The sequence below is a fragment of the Pseudophaeobacter sp. 1A16562 genome, assembly GCF_041008785.1.
In the GTDB taxonomy this organism is placed as follows: Bacteria; Pseudomonadota; Alphaproteobacteria; order Rhodobacterales; family Rhodobacteraceae; genus Phycobacter; species Phycobacter gallaeciensis_A.
Genome location: NZ_JAXGFT010000003.1, coordinates 210,995 through 227,983 on the forward strand (window position 1 = coordinate 210,995; position 16,989 = coordinate 227,983).

Annotated in this window: 16 protein-coding genes; 3 read left to right on the plus strand and 13 right to left on the minus strand. The window is 63.0% G+C overall.

The window, feature by feature from the left end; genetic code table 11:
- Nucleotides 1-61: 61 nt before the first annotated feature.
- From SM764_RS05410 to SM764_RS05435, 6 genes are all read right to left on the minus strand, one after another.
- Nucleotides 62-1,519 carry an aldehyde dehydrogenase family protein gene (locus SM764_RS05410; protein WP_369001214.1) on the minus strand — a complete coding sequence of 486 codons (1,458 nt, stop codon included), beginning with the start codon at nt 1,517-1,519 and terminating at the stop codon, nt 62-64.
- Nucleotides 1,512-1,985 (minus strand): GNAT family N-acetyltransferase, encoded by a 474-nt coding sequence (locus SM764_RS05415; protein ID WP_368947843.1) that lies wholly within the window; start codon nt 1,983-1,985, stop codon nt 1,512-1,514. Before SM764_RS05415 ends, SM764_RS05410 begins: the two co-directional genes overlap by 8 nt.
- Nucleotides 1,982-3,574 (minus strand): ABC transporter ATP-binding protein, encoded by a 1,593-nt coding sequence (locus SM764_RS05420; protein ID WP_369001215.1) that lies wholly within the window; start codon nt 3,572-3,574, stop codon nt 1,982-1,984. Before SM764_RS05420 ends, SM764_RS05415 begins: the two co-directional genes overlap by 4 nt.
- 139 nt (nt 3,575-3,713) lie before the next feature.
- Nucleotides 3,714-4,529: an ABC transporter permease gene (locus tag SM764_RS05425; RefSeq protein ID WP_065272215.1), complete on the minus strand. Its 816-nt coding sequence runs from the start codon at nt 4,527-4,529 to the stop codon at nt 3,714-3,716.
- A complete protein-coding gene (locus SM764_RS05430) occupies nt 4,526-5,473 on the minus strand; it encodes an ABC transporter permease (protein WP_065272216.1) in 948 nt (315 codons plus the stop codon). The genes SM764_RS05425 and SM764_RS05430 overlap by 4 nt, the downstream gene beginning before the upstream one ends.
- Nucleotides 5,474-5,797: 324 nt before the next feature.
- Nucleotides 5,798-7,276, minus strand: a complete 1,479-nt coding sequence (locus SM764_RS05435) for an ABC transporter substrate-binding protein (protein WP_369001216.1) — start codon at nt 7,274-7,276, stop codon at nt 5,798-5,800.
- Between the two features lie 200 nt (nt 7,277-7,476).
- Between SM764_RS05435 and panB the strand changes: the two genes are divergently transcribed.
- The 3 genes from panB (at nt 7,477) to glpK (ending at nt 10,739) form a co-directional block, all read left to right on the plus strand.
- Nucleotides 7,477-8,313: a 3-methyl-2-oxobutanoate hydroxymethyltransferase gene (panB, locus tag SM764_RS05440; protein WP_369001217.1), complete on the plus strand. Its 837-nt coding sequence runs from the start codon at nt 7,477-7,479 to the stop codon at nt 8,311-8,313.
- Nucleotides 8,314-8,321: 8 nt separating this feature from the next.
- Nucleotides 8,322-9,179 (plus strand): pantoate--beta-alanine ligase, encoded by an 858-nt coding sequence (gene panC, locus SM764_RS05445; protein ID WP_369001218.1) that lies wholly within the window; start codon nt 8,322-8,324, stop codon nt 9,177-9,179.
- Nucleotides 9,180-9,248: 69 nt separating this feature from the next.
- Nucleotides 9,249-10,739: a glycerol kinase GlpK gene (gene glpK, locus SM764_RS05450; protein WP_369001219.1), complete on the plus strand. Its 1,491-nt coding sequence runs from the start codon at nt 9,249-9,251 to the stop codon at nt 10,737-10,739.
- A 254-nt stretch (nt 10,740-10,993) separates the two neighbouring features.
- Here glpK and SM764_RS05455 read toward each other — a convergent pair whose 3' ends face one another.
- The 7 genes from SM764_RS05455 to SM764_RS05485 form a co-directional block, all read right to left on the minus strand.
- The gene (locus tag SM764_RS05455) at nt 10,994-12,250 is read right to left on the minus strand and encodes a flavin-dependent oxidoreductase (RefSeq protein WP_369001220.1); all 1,257 of its coding nucleotides are present in this window, start codon (nt 12,248-12,250) and stop codon (nt 10,994-10,996) included.
- Nucleotides 12,251-12,363: 113 nt separating this feature from the next.
- Nucleotides 12,364-12,906 (minus strand): isopentenyl-diphosphate Delta-isomerase, encoded by a 543-nt coding sequence (gene idi, locus SM764_RS05460; protein WP_065272222.1) that lies wholly within the window; start codon nt 12,904-12,906, stop codon nt 12,364-12,366.
- 159 nt (nt 12,907-13,065) lie between these two features.
- A complete protein-coding gene (locus SM764_RS05465; RefSeq protein WP_369001221.1) occupies nt 13,066-13,488 on the minus strand; it encodes a c-type cytochrome in 423 nt (140 codons plus the stop codon).
- A 100-nt stretch (nt 13,489-13,588) separates the two neighbouring features.
- Nucleotides 13,589-14,632: a P1 family peptidase gene (locus SM764_RS05470; protein WP_369001222.1), complete on the minus strand. Its 1,044-nt coding sequence runs from the start codon at nt 14,630-14,632 to the stop codon at nt 13,589-13,591.
- A 45-nt stretch (nt 14,633-14,677) separates the two neighbouring features.
- Nucleotides 14,678-15,424 (minus strand): SDR family oxidoreductase, encoded by a 747-nt coding sequence (locus tag SM764_RS05475; RefSeq protein ID WP_274829451.1) that lies wholly within the window; start codon nt 15,422-15,424, stop codon nt 14,678-14,680.
- Nucleotides 15,425-15,489: 65 nt separating this feature from the next.
- Nucleotides 15,490-15,909 (minus strand): alternative ribosome rescue aminoacyl-tRNA hydrolase ArfB, encoded by a 420-nt coding sequence (gene arfB / locus SM764_RS05480; protein WP_065272226.1) that lies wholly within the window; start codon nt 15,907-15,909, stop codon nt 15,490-15,492.
- A 358-nt stretch (nt 15,910-16,267) separates the two neighbouring features.
- Nucleotides 16,268-16,894 (minus strand): queuosine precursor transporter, encoded by a 627-nt coding sequence (locus SM764_RS05485; RefSeq protein WP_369001223.1) that lies wholly within the window; start codon nt 16,892-16,894, stop codon nt 16,268-16,270.
- Between the last annotated feature and the right edge of the window lie 95 nt (nt 16,895-16,989).

A 16,989-nucleotide genomic window follows, 5' to 3' on the forward strand; every position in this document is an offset into this window, starting at 1 on the left:
GCGCGGCCTGCGGCCTCGCGATGCGCAAAGCGCAGCGCAAAACCTCTTCTGTTGGGCTGTGTCAGCCGTGATAGGCAGCGACGGTTTTCAGCTGGGAGAAGCCATAAAGCGCTTCAAAGCCTTTCTCTCGGCCATGGCCGGATTTGCCGACACCGCCAAAGGGCAGCTCCACACCGCCCCCGGCACCATAGTTGTTGAGGAAGACCTGACCCGCGCGCAGCTTCTTTGCCAGCCGCATCTGGCGGGCGCCATCGCTGCTCCAGACGCTGGCCACGAGGCCGTAGTCGGTAGAATTTGCGATCTCTACGGCTTCCTCTTCGGTGTCAAAGGGGATCATCACCTGCACCGGGCCAAAGATTTCCTCCCACGCCAGCGGGTGATCGGCGGGCACATCGGCAAACAGGGTCGGGCGCACATAGGCACCGTCCTTGGGCGCGCCGTCGACGATCACCCCCTGCGCGGCCACGGTCAGATCCGCGCCCTTGGCCAGGAAGCCTTCGACGATTTCCTTCTGCCGGGCCGAGATCAGCGGCCCCAGACGCAGGTCTTCGGGGGCCGGTCCTACGGTCAGCTCTGCATAGGCGGCTGACATGCGGGTCTTGACCTCTTCATAGACGCCGCGCTGCACCAGAATGCGCGAGGAGGCAGAACAGGTCTGGCCGGCGTTCTGAATGCCCGCGTTCACCAGAAACGGCAACGCTGCATCCAGATCAGCATCGTCAAACACCAGCTGCGGGGATTTCCCGCCAAGCTCCAGCGTCACCGGCACCACGTTCTTGCCTGCGGCCTGCTGCACCAGGGCGCCGGTGGCCACCGAGCCGGTGAAAGAGATATGATGCACGCCTAGATGCGCGGTGAGAGCCGCGCCGGCTTCGGCGCCCAGTCCCGGCACCACGTTCAGCGCCCCGTCGGGCAGGCCCGCATCCAGCGCCAGCTGGGCAAAGGCCAGCGCGGTCAGGCAGGCTTCCTCGGCCGGTTTCAGAACGCAGGCATTGCCCATCGCCAGCGCTGCGCCAACCGAGCGGCCGATGATCTGCATCGGGTAGTTCCAGGGCACGATATGGCCGGTGACCCCATGCGGTTCGCGCAGCGTATAGACGGTGTAGCCGTCCAGATAGGGAATGGTCTCCCCGTGTACCTTGTCCGCAGCGCCGCCGTAGAATTCGCAGTAGCGCGCCAGCGCCACCGCATCGGCACGGGCCTGGGTCAGGGGTTTGCCGACATCCATTGCTTCCAGCGCCGCCAACTCATCCACCCGCTCCAGCACCAGCTGGCCGATGCGGCACAGGATACGGCCACGCTCCAATGCGGGCATCTGGCCCCAACCGCTGTCTAGCGCCGCTTCGGCAGCCCGCACGGCGGCGTCGATGTCCTCGGCGCCGCCACGGGCGATCCGGCACAGTTCGTTGCCGTTCGACGGATTGATCAACGGCAGGGTCTCCCCGCTTGCCGAGGCCTGCCAGCTGCCGCCGATCAGGCAGAAACTGGGATCGAACCAGATATTGTTTTTTTCAGTCATGAGTGGGTCCTGTAATCTGGAAGGAATAGCTTTTGCTTTGCAACTCGGTAAAGGGTGCGCCCTCGCGCAGCTCGGTAACCCCGGGCAGGACGCTCAGACAGGTGCCCCAGAAGGCCAGGGCCGACGGGGACTGGGCCGAAATGCCCATCCGCCAGCGCCCCGGAAACTCCTGAAACAGGATCTGTGCAGCCACCCGGCCAAAGCCATGGCGGCGATGCGGGGCAAAGATCGAAAACTCGGACAGCTCGCGCCGGTCGTCGGGCAGGTTCAGAACCAGGGCAAAGCCGATGCGCTTCCCGGCATTCAGCACCCAGAAGGCGGTGACATCCTTGCGGTGCAGCATCTGCCGTGCCCTGTCGCCCGGGTCGATCCGGGCCTGGCTTGCGGTTTCTTCGAAATACCCCGCCAGAACACTGGTCAGAACCGCATGCTCCTTTGGCAGAATCAGGGACAGTGTCAGGCTCATGCCGCTCCCTGCGTCAGGTCGGGCAGAACAGGGGCGGCGGCAATCAGGGCCTGCGTATAGGGATGCCGGGGCGCCGACAGCACCTCTTCGGTGGCGCCTTCCTCGACGATCTGGCCTTTCTGCATCACCAGGCAGCGATCGGTGATTGTGCGCACCACCGAAAGATCGTGACTGATGAACAGGTAGGTGAGCTCATAGGCCTCACACAGCTCGGCCAGCAGGTCGAGGATTTGCGCACGGACAGAGACATCAAGGGCCGAAACCGCTTCGTCGAACAGGATCAGCTCGGGCCGGGTGATCAGAGCGCGGGCAATGGCGATGCGCTGGCGCTGACCGCCGGAGAACTGGTGAATGTATTTGTTCGCATCCTGCGGCCCCAGGCCGACGGCGGTCAGGGTCTCCGCGATCAGATCGGTGCGGGCGCTGCCGGTGGGGGCATTGGGCTGGCTGTAGAAGGGTTCGGTGATCAGCCGGTCGACCCGGTGACGCGGGTTGAAGCTGCCAAAGGGATCCTGAAACACCACCTGCATCTTACGGCGCGCCTCGGCCGCGTGACCGGTCGAAATCGGTTTCCCATCGAGTAGGATTTCACCACTCTGAAGTGGCTCCAGCCCCAGAATCGCCCGTGTCAGGGTCGATTTCCCGCAGCCTGACTCGCCGACAAGGCCCAGCCGCTCGCCGCGGTTGAGGGTAAAGGTGACCTCGTTCACGGCGCGGAAATGCTGCTGCGGGACAAAGGGTGATTTGCGCGGCAGGCGGTAGTCACGTACGGCGCCCTTGACCTCCAGCAGCGGTTTCGGTTCCGGCGCCTTTGGCAGGGTGACCTGATGCGAGGAGGCGGCGAAGAGCATCCGCGTATAGGGGTGGCTCATGTTGTGCAGCAGCCAATCGGTTTCCCCGGTTTCGACCACTTCGCCGTGGCGCATGACGACGATCCGGTTGGCCAGATCCGCCACCACGGCCAGATCATGGGTAATGATCAGCAGCCCCATGCCGAATTCCTGCACCAGATCCTTCAGCAGGTCTAGGATCTGGGCCTGAGTGGTCACGTCCAGCGCAGTTGTCGGTTCATCTGCGATCAGCAGTTTCGGGCGCAGGGCGATGGCCATGGCGATGACGACCCGCTGGCGCTGACCTCCGGACAGCTCGTGCGGGAAGCGGCTGAGCGGGAAGCGATCCGCAGGCAGGCCGACCCGGTCGAGCATGTCGCGGGCGCGTTGTTCGGCCTCTTGTTTCGTCATGGCGCCGTGGATCAGGATGGTCTCCATCACCTGATCGCCAATCGTCCTGACCGGGTTGAGCGCGGTCATAGGCTCCTGAAAGACCATGCCAATAGATTGACCGCGTAGGGCACACATCTGCGCTTCGCTTTGCCGGGTCAGATCGGTGTCTTCCAGCAGGATCTGCCCCTGGATTGTGGTCCGCTCGGGCAGCAGTTGCATGACGGAAAAGGCGGTCATGGATTTGCCGGAGCCGCTTTCGCCGGTGACGGCGACGATCTCTCCGGCAGCGACCGAAAGGGTCACGTTCTTCAGGATCGGGTGGCTGCCGATGGAGAGCGATAGGTCGGTGATATTCAGCAGGCTCACGTCTGGCGTCCTTCCATAAGATCACACCAAGGGGAGCGCCCGAGCCTGGGTGGGCGCAATGCGCCCTCCCGGGGGGAGGGGCGGGCGCAGCCCGGCTGTGCCGGGCACATGGCCATTGCGGAGATGTGGGAAAGCGGTGTCATGTGCGGGCCTCCCGCAGTTTGGGGTCCAGCCAGTCGCGCAGCCCGTCGCCCATCAGGTTGAGGCCAAGCACGGTCAGCACGATGGCCGATCCGGGAATGATGGCCAGATGCGGGGCAAAGCTGACCATGGTCTGCGCATCCGCCAGCATGCGTCCCCAACTGGGGGTCGGCGGCTGCGCGCCAAGGCCGACATAGCTGAGGCCCGCTTCGGCCAGAATGCCAAGGCTGAACTGGATGGTGCCCTGCACGATCAGCAGGTTCGCAACGTTGGGCAGGATATGCTCGGCTGAAATCCGCGCTGCGCCTTTGCCCGCGACCTGCGCCGCGAGAATGAACTCCCGTTGCCAGAGCGACAGGGCCGCCCCCCGTGTGATGCGGGCGAAGACCGGGATGTTGAAAATGCCAATGGCGATGATTGCATTGATGGCGCCGGGGCCAAAGATGGCGGTGATCAGGATCGCGATCACCAGCGACGGAAAGGCAAAGACCAGATCATTCCCGCGCATGATCAGCTCGTCCAGAACAGAGCCCTTGCGCGCCGCCGCCGTTAGCCCCAGCGGAATGCCGATGGCCATGCCGATACCGACGGCCACCAGCGCCACCGCCAGTGAGGTGCGCGCGCCCACCATGATCATCGAAAAGATGTCGCGTCCGAAGTGATCGGTACCCAGCCAGTGCACGGCGTTCGGCCGTTGCAACTTGTCCGGGATGGCCATCGCCGTGTGGTCAAAGGGCGTCCAGACGAACGACAGCAGCGCCGCCAGCAGCACCAGCGAGGACAGGAATATGCCAAGGAACAGACTGCGGCTCATGTACGGCTCCTTAGCCGGGGATCGACCAGCGCATAGGCCAGATCGACCAGAAAGTTCACGGTGATCACGGCAAAGACCAGAAGCATCACCACCGATTCCACCACGATCAGATCGCGGGAGGAAATCGCCTGGAACACCAGCCGTCCAAGGCCGGGCAGGTAGAACACCTGTTCGATGATGATCGCCCCGGCCAGCAGAAAGGAAAACTGCAGACCGATGATGGTCAGCACCGGGATCATCGCGTTGCGCAGCCCGTGCCGCCACAGCGCCTGCCTGCGGGTCAGACCCTTGGCGCGAGCGGTGCGCATGAAGTCCTCCCCCAGAATATCCAGCAGGGCAGACCGCATCACCCGCGCCAAAATCGCCGCTTGTGGCAGGGCCAGCGCGATGGCGGGCAGGGTCAGGGATTTCATCCCGGCCCAGATGCCGTTTTCCCAGCCGCCAAAGCCCCCGGCGCTGAACCAGCGCAGGTTGATGGCAAAGACCAGCACCAGCAGCATCGCAAACCAGAAGTTCGGAATGGCGACACCCAGCTGGGTCGCCCCCATCACCGCCATGTCTCCGGGTTTCCCACGCCGTGCAGCAGCATAGATCCCGGCGGGAAAGGCGATCAGCGTCGACAGCGCCAGCGCATAAAGCGCCAGCGGCAGCGATACCCACAGTCGGTCGGCGATCATCTCGGCCACCGGGGTGCGGTAGGTATAAGAGGTGCCGAAATCGCCGGTCAGCATGCCGCCGATCCAGGTCAGGTAGCGGTGCAGCTTCGATTCATCGAGCCCCAGCTCACTTCGCAGGGCCGCCACGGTGTCAGGCTGGGCGTTGATGCCCAGCATGAAGGACGCCGGATCGCCGGGCGCGATTTCGATCACCGCGAAGATCACGATAGAGGCCACAGCCAGGCTGAGGCACAACGAAAGCAGTCGTTTGAAAGAATATTGTATCATTGTGACACAGGCTAGAATCAGCAGAGGGATCGGTCCAGAGCAAGCAGCGCAGAGGGTGAAACTGGCGCTATTATTTTTGTGATCTGGCCGTGAAAAATCGCCATTTCGGTCATCTTTTGTGCGGCTAACGCGCAGCCGTCGTGAAGCGTGCGGAATCCGAGCTAAGCAGCAGACATCAAAGCCATTTTTTCTTCAGGGCATTCACGATTCGATATGCGAATCCGTCTGGTCCGAGCCGCTGGCTGACGGAGAGGTGAAAGTACGGTGCGGGCATGAAAAAGGGCGCGCCGCAGCGCGCCCTTTGTTGGGGTAGATTGGCAGGGCTTATTCGGCCCAGCTGACAGCAGTCAGGTCGGTCGCCTGTGTCGGCGCATTGGCCCAAAGACCCTGAAGATCAGCCTTTGCCACGCTGAGAGAAGCCAGCTGGAACAGGTAGCCGTTGACGTAGTCGTTGGCGATGATCTTTTGCGCCTGCTGCAGCATCGCGGTCCGCTGATCGGGATCGGTGGTGCCGTTCAGGTCGGTCATTAGCTGCTGGAAGTCTGGATTGTCATACTGGAAGTAGTATTCCGGGCGGGCATAGATCCCGATGTCCATCGGCTCGGTATGGCTGACGATGGTCAGGCCAAAGTTCTTGCCGCGGAAGACGGTTTCCAGCCACTGCGCCCATTCGACGTTGATGATCTCGGCCCTGATGCCGACATTTGCCAGCTGGGCGGCGATGATCTCACCGCCACGGCGGGCATAAGAGGGTGGCGGCAGGTGCAGGGTGGTTTCAAATCCGTCCGGTAGACCGGCCTCGGCCAGCAGCGCCTTGGCCTTTTCCGGATCAAAGGCGGACTGACCGGTCAGATCCACATAGGCCGGGTTGTGCGGCGCAAAATGGGTGCCGATCGGGGTGCCGTAGCCGAACATGGCGCCATCGATGATGGCCTGACGGTCGATGGCATGGGCCAGCGCCTCGCGCACCTTCACATTGTCAAAGGGCGCTTGCTTGTTGTTGGTCGACAGGATGGTTTCCCCCTCGGTCGAACCGACCAGAACCTGGAACCGCGGATCGGCGTCGAACTGCGGCAGGTTCTCGGGCGCGGGGAAGCCGGAAAAAGCATCCACATCCTCGGCCATCACGGCTGCAAAGGCGGCGGTGGGATCCGAGATGAACTTGAAGGTGGCCTTGTCCAGTTTCGCGGGGGTGCCCCAGTAATCGGCGTTCTTTTCCAGATCGATGCGGTCGCCCTGCACCCAGCCTGCGAATTTGAAGGCACCGGTGCCCATCGGCGCGGTCTTGATGTCCTCGATGCTTTCCGGCGCCACGATCACGGCATCGCCCCAGGCCAGATTGAACAGCAGGCTGCCGTTGGGCTGGCTCAGCGTGACTTTGACGGTCATTGGATCAACCACGGTGACATCTGCGATGTCCGAGAACAGCGCCTTTTGCGCATTTGTGCTGTCTTCGGCGCGGGCGCGGTCCAGGCTGAATTTCACGTCTTCAGCGTCCATGGCGGTGCCGTCATGGAAGGTGACGCCGTCGTGCAGGTGGAATGTATAGGTCAGACCGTCCTCGGAAATGTCCCAGCTTTTGGCGAGACCCGGCACAACCGAGCCATCCCCCATGAAGCGGGTCAGACCTTCGAAGACGTTGGAATAAAGGACCTGATCGATGGCCCCGGCAGCGGCGCTGGTCGGGTCCAGATGCGGCGGTTCCAGCTGCAGACCGATGGTGACGCTGTCTTTGGCCCAGGCGGCTGCGGTGCTCAGCGCCAGCGCGGAACCGGCGGCAAAGAGGATGGATCTGAATGTCACTTTGAAACTCCCTGATGTTGGAAACACGCCCTTGTTGGCGGGCTTGCCAGAAGTCTGTCCTGATTTTGCAGTGTTAATCAAGAGCCTGTCGCGTTTTGGCGTTGCGGCAGAAAGAGACTAGGGGGGAGACATTTCGCGCACTGGATGCTGCGGGTGCGAAATGATACCCCTCCGCAACCCAAAACCAACGTGGGAAGAAGATGAGCGCGAACCTCCAGACCAGGGCCATCACGGCCGAAGATATCCGCGCCCGAAAGGGCCAGGATCCCATCGTCAGCCTGACAGCCTATACCACCCCGATGGCGGGGCTGATGGATGACACATGCGATTTCGTTCTGGTGGGGGACAGTGTCGGAATGGTGCTGCATGGGCTGCCCTCGACTCTGGGCGTCACCATGGAGATGATGATCCTGCACGGTCAGGCGGTGGCGCGGGGGCTGAAACGGGCGCTGATGGTGATCGACATGCCTTTTGGCAGCTACGAGGAGGGCCCGGCACAGGCCTTTGGCAATGCGGCGCGGCTGATGCGCGAAACCGGTGCTGGCGCGGTCAAGCTGGAAGGCGGGGTCGAGATGGCCGAGACCATCCGGTTTCTTGCCAAACGCGGCATCCCGGTGATGGCGCATATCGGTCTGACGCCGCAGTCGGTCAACACGCTGGGCGGTTACAAGGTGCAGGGCCGCAATGAGCAGGCAGAGGCGGTGATTGCCGATGCCCACGCCGTGGCCGAGGCTGGCGCCTTTGCCGTGGTGCTGGAAAAGGTGCCGCAGGCCCTGGCCGATCAGATCACCGCAGAGATCGTCATTCCGACTATTGGTATCGGTGCCTCGGCAGGCTGCGACGGGCAGGTTCTGGTGCTGGATGACATGCTGGGCATGTTCGCCGCCTTCAAACCGAAGTTTGTCAAACGCTATGCTGATCTTGGCCCCATGGCCGAGGCCGCGATCAAGGAATACGCGACCGAGGTGCGCAGCCGTAGCTTCCCGGCGGCTGAACATGTTTTCGCGGATGCGGCGCCCGGCGCCAAGAAGGGCTGACCAAAACGATGACTGCTCCTATTTTGCGCCGCCTTGCGGATCTTCGCGAACAACATGCCACCTGGATCCGCGCTGGTGAACTCGTCGGTGTCGTGCCCACGATGGGCGCCCTGCACGCCGGTCACCTGTCGCTGGTCGAGGCGGCCAAGGCAGCCTGCGACCGGGTCATCGTGACCATTTTCGTGAACCCGAGGCAATTCAACAGCCCCGAGGATCTGGCCAAATACCCGCGCACCGAACAGGCGGACGCCGAAAAACTCGCGCCGTTCGATGTCGATGTGGTCTATGTACCGGACCCCGATCAGATCTATCCCGATGGCTATGCCACCTCGGTCTCGGTCGAAGGTATCACAGACGTTCTGGAGGGCACCTTCCGGCCCGGACATTTCGATGGTGTCGCCACCGTTGTGGCCAAGCTTTTTCTGCAGACCGGCGCCCACAAGGCGTTTTTCGGCGAAAAGGATTTCCAGCAGCTGATGGTGGTGCGCCGCATGGCGCGGGATCTCGATATCCCGATCGAAGTCGTAGGCTGCCCCACCGTACGCGAAGACTCTGGTCTGGCGATGTCCTCGCGCAATATGCGCCTGTCGGCGGAGGCTTTGGACAAGGCCGGTCGGCTTTATCCCATCATGACGGGCTGCGCGGATCGACTGGCTGCCGGGGAAACCTTCGACCAGATCGAGCCAGAGGCGCGCGCCGCCCTGCAGGCCGCGGGTTTTGGTGAGGTCGAATATCTGGACCTGCGCTGCGCTGACACTCTGGCACCGCTGCAAACCCCAACCCGGCCCGCGCGGCTCCTGGTGGCGGCATGGCTCGATGGGGTGCGGCTGATCGACAATATCGCGGTTCCGCAACTAAGTGATTAGTCGGGTCTGGTCGCGCTAACACTTTTGCGTCTAAAGTCTGCCCTCAGAAGACAGGAGAGAGGGCAGGAGATGAGTTTTATTCTGGCGATCGACCAGGGCACGACCTCGACGCGGGCGATTTTGTTCGACGGGGAGATGCAGGTCGCCCATACCGCGCAGCAGGAGTTCCCGCAGTATTTCCCGCAGGCGGGATGGGTGGAACACGACCCCGAGGAGATCTGGTCCTCTACGCTGGAGGTCTGCCGCCGGGTGATCGCGGAACAGGGCATTTCGGCATCTGATATCACCGCCATCGGCATCACCAATCAGCGCGAAACCACGGTGGTCTGGGATCGGGAAACCGGCCAGGCCATCCACAAGGCCATCGTCTGGCAGGACCGCCGCACCTCGGCGATCTGCGAAGAGCTGCGTACCGCCGGGCATGGCGATCTGGTACACAAGACGACGGGTCTGCTGCTCGATCCCTATTTTTCCGGCACCAAGGTCAAGTGGATCCTCGACAGCGTGCCCGGCGCCCGCAGCCGCGCGGCCGAGGGCAAGCTGATGTTCGGCACCGTGGACAGTTTCCTGATCTGGCGGTTGACCGGCGGCGCCGCCCATGTGACCGATGCCACCAATGCTGCGCGCACGCTGATGTATGACATCCGCAAAGGTGGCTGGAGCGCCGAGATCAGCGAGGTTCTGGATGTGCCGATGCAGATGCTGCCCGAAGTGAAAGATTGCGCCGCAGACTTCGGCATCGCTGCGGCCGAGCATTTCGGCGCTGAAATCCCGATCCTCGGCGTGGCGGGGGATCAGCAGGCGGCCACCATCGGTCAGGCCTGTTTCCAGCCCGGCATGATGAAATCTACCTATGGCACCGGTTGTTTTGCATTGCTCAATACCGGCGCGACACCGGTTGAATCCCGCAACCGGATGCTGACCACCATCGCCTATCAGTTGGATGGCCAGCCGACCTATGCGCTGGAAGGATCGATCTTTATCGCAGGTGCGGCAGTGCAATGGCTGCGCGACGGGCTCGGCATCATCGGATCGGCGCAGGAAACCGGCGGTCTGGCAGCCTCGGCAGACCCCGGGCAGGACGTGATCCTGGTGCCGGCCTTCACTGGCCTCGGCGCGCCCTATTGGGAACCGGATTGCCGCGGTGGCATGTTTGGTCTCACCCGCAATTCCGGCCCGGCGGAATTCGCCCGTGCCGCATTGCAAAGCGTCGCCTATCAGACCCGCGATCTGTGGGAGGCGATGCGCGCCGACTGGCAGGAGGCCGCCGAAGATAGCGTCACCCTGCGCGTCGATGGCGGGATGAGCGCCAGCGACTGGACCATGCAAAGCCTGTCGGACATCCTCGGCGCCCCGGTCGACCGGCCGGTAATGCAGGAAACCACGGCGCTGGGCGCGGCCTGGCTGGCGGGCATGAAGGCCGGTATTTATCCCGACCAGAGCGGCTTTGCCGCAACCTGGGCCCGGGATCGCCAGTTCACACCCGCGATGGAGGCGGACCAGAGAGAGGCCGCCTACGGTCGCTGGAAACGGGCGGTGCAGGCGGTGATCGGCGTCTGATCCTGCGGGTCAAACCCGCGCCGATTCGGGTCAAGGGCCGCTCGAGCGGCCCCGCCGCAGGCGGGGGCACCCTTGAGGCGACTCGGCGCAGTCCCAAACTGGAACAGGCGCTTTCAGGGCAGACCTGCCCCTGAAACGCTTCTCAGCAAAACCTGTCGCGGCGCACATCGTGCGCCGCCGGGCCCAACGCAGACCGCGTCATCTTTGATGACACGGGAAAGCGGCGGGAGCGCCCCTGTAGCAGCCGAGGTGGTTCAGTCCAGCTGAGCGCCTTCGGCTATCGTGCGGGGGCGGGCGTTCAGCTCTTCGATGCTGAAGCCGGCGATGGATTTGTACTTCGCCGCATGGGCGGCCAGATCCTCCATGGGGATCACATCCTCGACGGTCTCGAAATCGCCACCGCAGAGATCCTCGACCATCTGCAGCACCGCATCCGGGCCGCCGGCGCTGCGGTTGGCGAGGCCGACGTTGGTGGTCAGCGGGCGCACCGCCGCCTCATAGGCTTCCAGCGCGGCAGGGGTCAGCCCGTGTCGCAGCAGTTCGGCGCCGATCAGGCGGGCATCAAGAATGGCCTGGCTCGCCCCATTCGAGCCGACAGGATAGGTCGGATGTGCCGCATCGCCCATCAACGTCACTGATCCGTCGGTCCATTTCGGCAACGGATCGCGGTCCACCATCGGGTATTCATAAACCACATCAGCGCCGCGGATCAGGCCGGGTACGTCGATCCAGTCGAATGTCCAGTCCTCGAAATCGCCGACGAAATCCTCGATATCCGCCGCGCGGTTCCAGTCTTCCTTCTTCCAGGCAGCACTCGGATCAAAGCTTTTCTCGGCAATCCAGTTGATCGTTGCCAGACCGTCGTTGCCGGGGTCCGAAATCGGATAGGCCACCATGCGCAGGGCGTTGTGGCCGATCATCACCATGGCGCCGCCACCGCTCCAGACCGGGGCCTGCGTCGTGGCGCGCCACAGGATCCGGCCGTTCCAGATCGGCTCGCCTTCGTTCGGGTACATCTGTTTGCGCAGGGCCGAGTGGATGCCGTCGGCCGCAATCAGCAACCGTCCGTCGAGACGCCGCCCATCGTCGAGCAAAAGCACGGCGCCCTCGGGTGTGGTTTCAAAGCCGGTGGCGCGGGCATCGGTCGAAATGCATTCTGCCCCGGCGCGGGCCACCAGCGCCTCATAAAGCATCATCTGTAGGGCGCCGCGATGCACCGAATACTGCGGCCAGGCATAGCCTGCATCCATGCCGCGCGGTTCTTCCCAGATCGTCTTGCCCAGCTTGGTGTAGAACCCCAGCTGCCGGGTGCGCACGCCGATGGCGTCCAGTTCTTTTTCCAGCCCCAGATCCAAGAGTTCCCGCACCGCATTGGGTTGCAGGTTGATGCCAACCCCCATCGGTTTCAGCTCGGGCGCGGATTCGCAGATGTGAAAGGGCACACCGATCTGGTGCAGCGTCAATCCAAGTGTCAGGCCGGCAATGCCGCCACCTGCGATGAGAAGGGTCATTCCGCGTTTCTCCTGTTCGGTCTGGTGCCCTAGAAAACATGCTTCATCTGATCAGAGCAAGTGCGCGCTGACTCACCCCGAAGGCACAGACCCGGGCCCCGGTCTGTGCAGGCTCAATCCTGGGCGGCGATGATCAGATCGGGGCCAAAGATGACATCGGCGTAGTTGCCAAGATAGATCTTCAGCCAAGGGGTAAACCGGTCGGGGTGGCGCTGCACCTCTGCGATCAGGTCGTGATAGTCGATCCAGCGCGTGTCCATCACCTCGTCCGGATTGGGCTCCAGGTTCAGCGGCCGATGGGCATGGGCCAGAAAGACATCGACCACCTCGTGTTCGATCATGCTGTGTCCGACATCGGCGCGGTATTCCAGCTGGTGGCGGAATTCGGGGTAAAGGCCGGTAATGCCCAGCTCTTCGCCCATGCGACGCACGGCGCAGGCGGAGGAGGCCTCGTCCCACATCGGATGGGTGCAGCAGGTGTTCGCCCACAGGCCGGGGGTGTGATACTTGCCCATGGCGCGGCGCTGCATCAGGATTTCGGTGCCTTTGACCACGAAGACCGACACGGCCTTGTGCTTCAGCCCTTGTTCATGGGCCGCAAGCTTTTCAACCGGTGTCAGTTCGCCGTTCACCCAGGCCGGGATCGGATGAGTCATCGCGGGTTCAGGTCCGTTTCAATTCCCGTCAGCGGCTTTGGACAAGGGTCCGCTCACCGCATCTTCAATTCGTTATTCGCAAACACGATCAAGCGCAATTACGCGAAAGGCCGCGCCCCTTGGGCCGCGGCCTGTAGTGATTAAATCCGCGCCTATCGCTTATTCAGAGGCGGCGGGTCCGTGCGAGGCCAGGAAGGCGTAGATATCCTCGCCGCCTTTTTTCAGCTTGAAGGACATTTTCGATTTTGCACCGCTGTCGTCCAGGTATTCGCGCAGGAAGCCACGGGGGTCATGCGTGAAGGCGACAAAGTTCTCTTCGGTCCAGACCAGGCCTGCTTCTCCGGCGGCGGTCATGTCACTACCGTATTTGAAACCTTCGTAGCTGCCTGCCGGACGACCAGCGACACCCCAGAGGTTCGGACCGGTCTTGCCGCCCTTGACGATGGTTTCGCCGCTGTCCGAGACGACCATGTGGCAGGATTTGCATTTCTTGAATCCCTTTTCGCCCTTGGCGGCATCGCCTTCGGCGAAGGCGGGGACGGCGAGAAGGCCAATTACGGCGGCGGACATCAGACGTTTCATATGCTTGCTCCAATTTGAGTTGGCTGTAGGGAATACGAGGTCTTTGGCGCGCATAGTCAATGGACGTTTTGACGCGCCGCCCCAAGTTCGCGTGATCTTGCTACTGCGACAGGGTGCCGGACGCACCGCTCCAGCAGGGCAAAAGGTCGCCGTCGGTGGGCTCTGCGTTATAGATCGCACGGCCGATGGCGCGGCTGAGGCACAGCGCCGCAGCATGGCCGATCTGGCCCAATTCGGCCTCGGGCGTTTCCAGAGGGCGGGCGCCGGTGGTGGCGGCAAAGACCAGATCGCCATCGCCCGGCGCATGGGCCGGAACGGTGGCGCGGCCAATGCCGTCATGGGCGGCGGTGGCCATGCGCTGGCACTGCGCCTTGGTCAGATCGGCGTCGGTGGCGACGATGGCAATGGTGGTATTGCCGCGCTCCTCGGGGATTGGTTCGGCCCCGGCCTGCGCCCGCATGGTCTGCATCTTGCGGCTGTTCAGCGCCTGACCCAATCCACCCCTCGGGTCCGGTCCCAGACCGCCGAACTCGCCATCCACCTCAAACGGGGCGGCCCAGAAATGGCGATCCCCCGGCGTGGTCACGGCGCCCATCGGGTTGGCTGCGACAAGGGCACCAACGGTGACACCGCTGTCCAGCACGAAGGAAGCCGAGCCAAGCCCGCCCTTGACCATGGCGGTCAGTGCGCCGGTGCCTGCCCCGGCGGTGCCGATGGCAAACTCCTCACTTGCGGCCTCGAACGCGGCGCGGCCAAGGGCGCGATAGGGGTTGTCCTGCCAGTCCTTGTTGCCGCCGTTCAGCAGGTCAAAGATGATGGCGCCGGGCACCAGCGGGATCACCGCCGGTCCCAGCCGGAATCCCCGGCCCGCTGCGCGCAACGCATCCACCACGCCGGAACAGGCATCAAGGCCAAAGGCAGAGCCGCCGGACAGCACCAGCGCGTCGATCTTGGCAACCGATTTGTCGGGCGCCAGAAGATCGGTTTCCCGCGTCCCCGGGGCCCCGCCCATGACGTGAACCGAGGCCGTCAGGCCGTCCTTGGCCGTCAGCACCGTGGTGCCTGATTTCAGGTCATCATCCGCTGCATTGCCGACCAGCAGGCCGGGCACGTCGGTGATCAGGTTGCGGGGTCCGGGACGCATGGCGGCTCTCCTGACGTGTCGTTTCCGAGTGGTGATTGCGCGGGGTCAGATGCAGCGACCGCCGTCCACTTCCATGGCGACACCGGTGACCATGCTGGCCTCGTCCGAGCACAGGAAACAGGCGGCATTGCCCATGTCCTCGGGCGTGGAGAACCGGCCCAGCGGGATGGTCGACAGGAACTTGGCGCGCACCTCGGGAGTGTCCTCGCCCATGAAGGATTTCAGCAGCGGCGTTTCACCGGCCACCGGGTTGATCGCGTTGACGCGTACGCCGCTGGGGGCCAGCTCCACCGCCATGGTACGGGTCGCGGTGATCATCCAGCCCTTTGAGGCATTGTACCAGTTGAGGTTGGGGCGCGGCGACACGCCAGCCGTGGAGGCAACATTGAGGATGGCGCCGGTTTTGCGGCTCTTCATGTGCGGCACCAGGGCGCGGGCGGTCAGGTAGACCGATTTCATGTTCACGTTGAACACTCGGTCAAAATCTTCCTCTGACACCTCATCCAGCGGCGTCGGCAAGTGGGTGACGCCTGCATTGTTGACCAGAATGTCCACCTGGCCAAAGGCGGTCAGGGCGGCCTCTGCCATGGCATCGACCGATGCACCGTCCGCAACGTCGACCGCCTGCGCGATGGCATTCGGGCCCAGATCCGCCGCCATGGCGGCTGCGGCATCCCCGTTGATGTCCGCAATCATAACCTTGGCCCCTTCGGCCAGAAACTTTTCTACAATGCCCGCGCCAAATCCCGAGGCACCACCCGTGACAATCGCTGTTTTTCCTGCAAGCCGCATATACGTTATCTCCCAAATCTCGTTTTGATAGCTTTAACAGCGATTTGGGCAGGTGCAATGCGAGATCAGTCCGGGTCGATCTTGCCGCGGCCGGCCTTGATCTGGCCGCGCTGTTTCTTGGCCTCCAGGCGGCGGCGCACCGAGCCGCGTGTCGGTTTGGTGGCGATCCGCCGTTTTGGGGCCACCAGCGCCTGGCGCACCAGATCAGCGAGCCTGTCGCGCACGATATCGCGGTTGCGCTGCTGCGAGCGGGTTTCGTCGCAATGCAGGATAATGGCGCCTTCCTTGGTCCAGCGCCGCCCGGCCAGACGTTTCAGGCGCGCCTTGACCGCCGGTGTCAGCGAGGGCGAGCGCGCGGCTTCGAAGCGCAGTTCGACGGCGGTGGCCACCTTGTTCACGTTCTGCCCACCCGGCCCAGAGGCGCGGATGAAGCTTTCGGTGATTTCCCAGTCCTGCAGGGCGATATCGTTGTCGATCCGTATCATAACGGCCAAAGCCTACAGCGGCTTGCAGCAAGGTAAAAGGCGTCAAGGTAAAAGGGCCGCCCCTTGCGGGACGGCCCTTCGAAAGTTTTCAGGAGGTCGGGTCGGTTAGATCTGCATCTTGCAGGCCAGCCGATAGGACCACACAGCAAAGGGCTGCCTCAGCAGGCGGACCCTCCGGTTGTTCCAACACCTTGCTCCAATACCTTTCTTGACACTGGATCACCTCCTTTACATTTCTGTTTCCGTTACCAATGAGCGTTGCACGGAATTTCCGATCTGCCAAACAAAAATTGCGGCAATCGGGAAAAGGCGGCGAAGCGTGTCTGATTTCTTGGCAGCTGGCCCTTTTGGGCGATCCCTACAGGGTGGGGACCGCGGTGAGCCGTTTGACGATCAGCCGGAAAGGGATCAGCGCCAGCAGCGCCAGCGCCAGTTTCACCATCCAGTCTGCCAGAGCGAGCGAGACCCAGAGCGGCGCCACGGGACCGCTGCCCAGCAGCGGCAGCATCTCACCGGCCCAGGAGACATCATTGGCCGGTTCGATCCAGCTGAGCGCGCCGGAAAAGGCCACGGTGAAAAAGATCGCGGTGTCGACGCTGGAACCGACAAGGGTCGAAGCCAGCGGTGCACGCCACCATTTGCCATCGCGCAAGGCGGAAAAGACCGAGATATCCAGCAGCTGCGCGGTGAGGAAGGCAAGGCCCGAGCCAATCGCGATGCGCAGGGTGACCAGCGGGCCGAATTCGCCCATGATCTGGGTGCCGATCAGGGAGCAGATCACCCCAACTACGAAACCAGCCAGAACGACCCGGCGCGCCGGGCCCTTGCCGTAGACGCGGTTCATCACATCGGTGACGAGAAAGGCGACAGGATAGGTGAAGGCGCCCCAGGTCAGCCATTGGCCGAACAGGAATTGCACCAGGATGTTGGAGGCCACAACGACGGCGGCCATGGCAAGAATGCCGGGAAAATAGGAACGTGTCATGTAACTGGTCCGTTTTGACAAGGTAGCGGAGACTTGTGGAATGTACCCGGCGCAGGGCGATTGCGCTAAGGATCGGGCCAGTTAGTCCTTTTTGA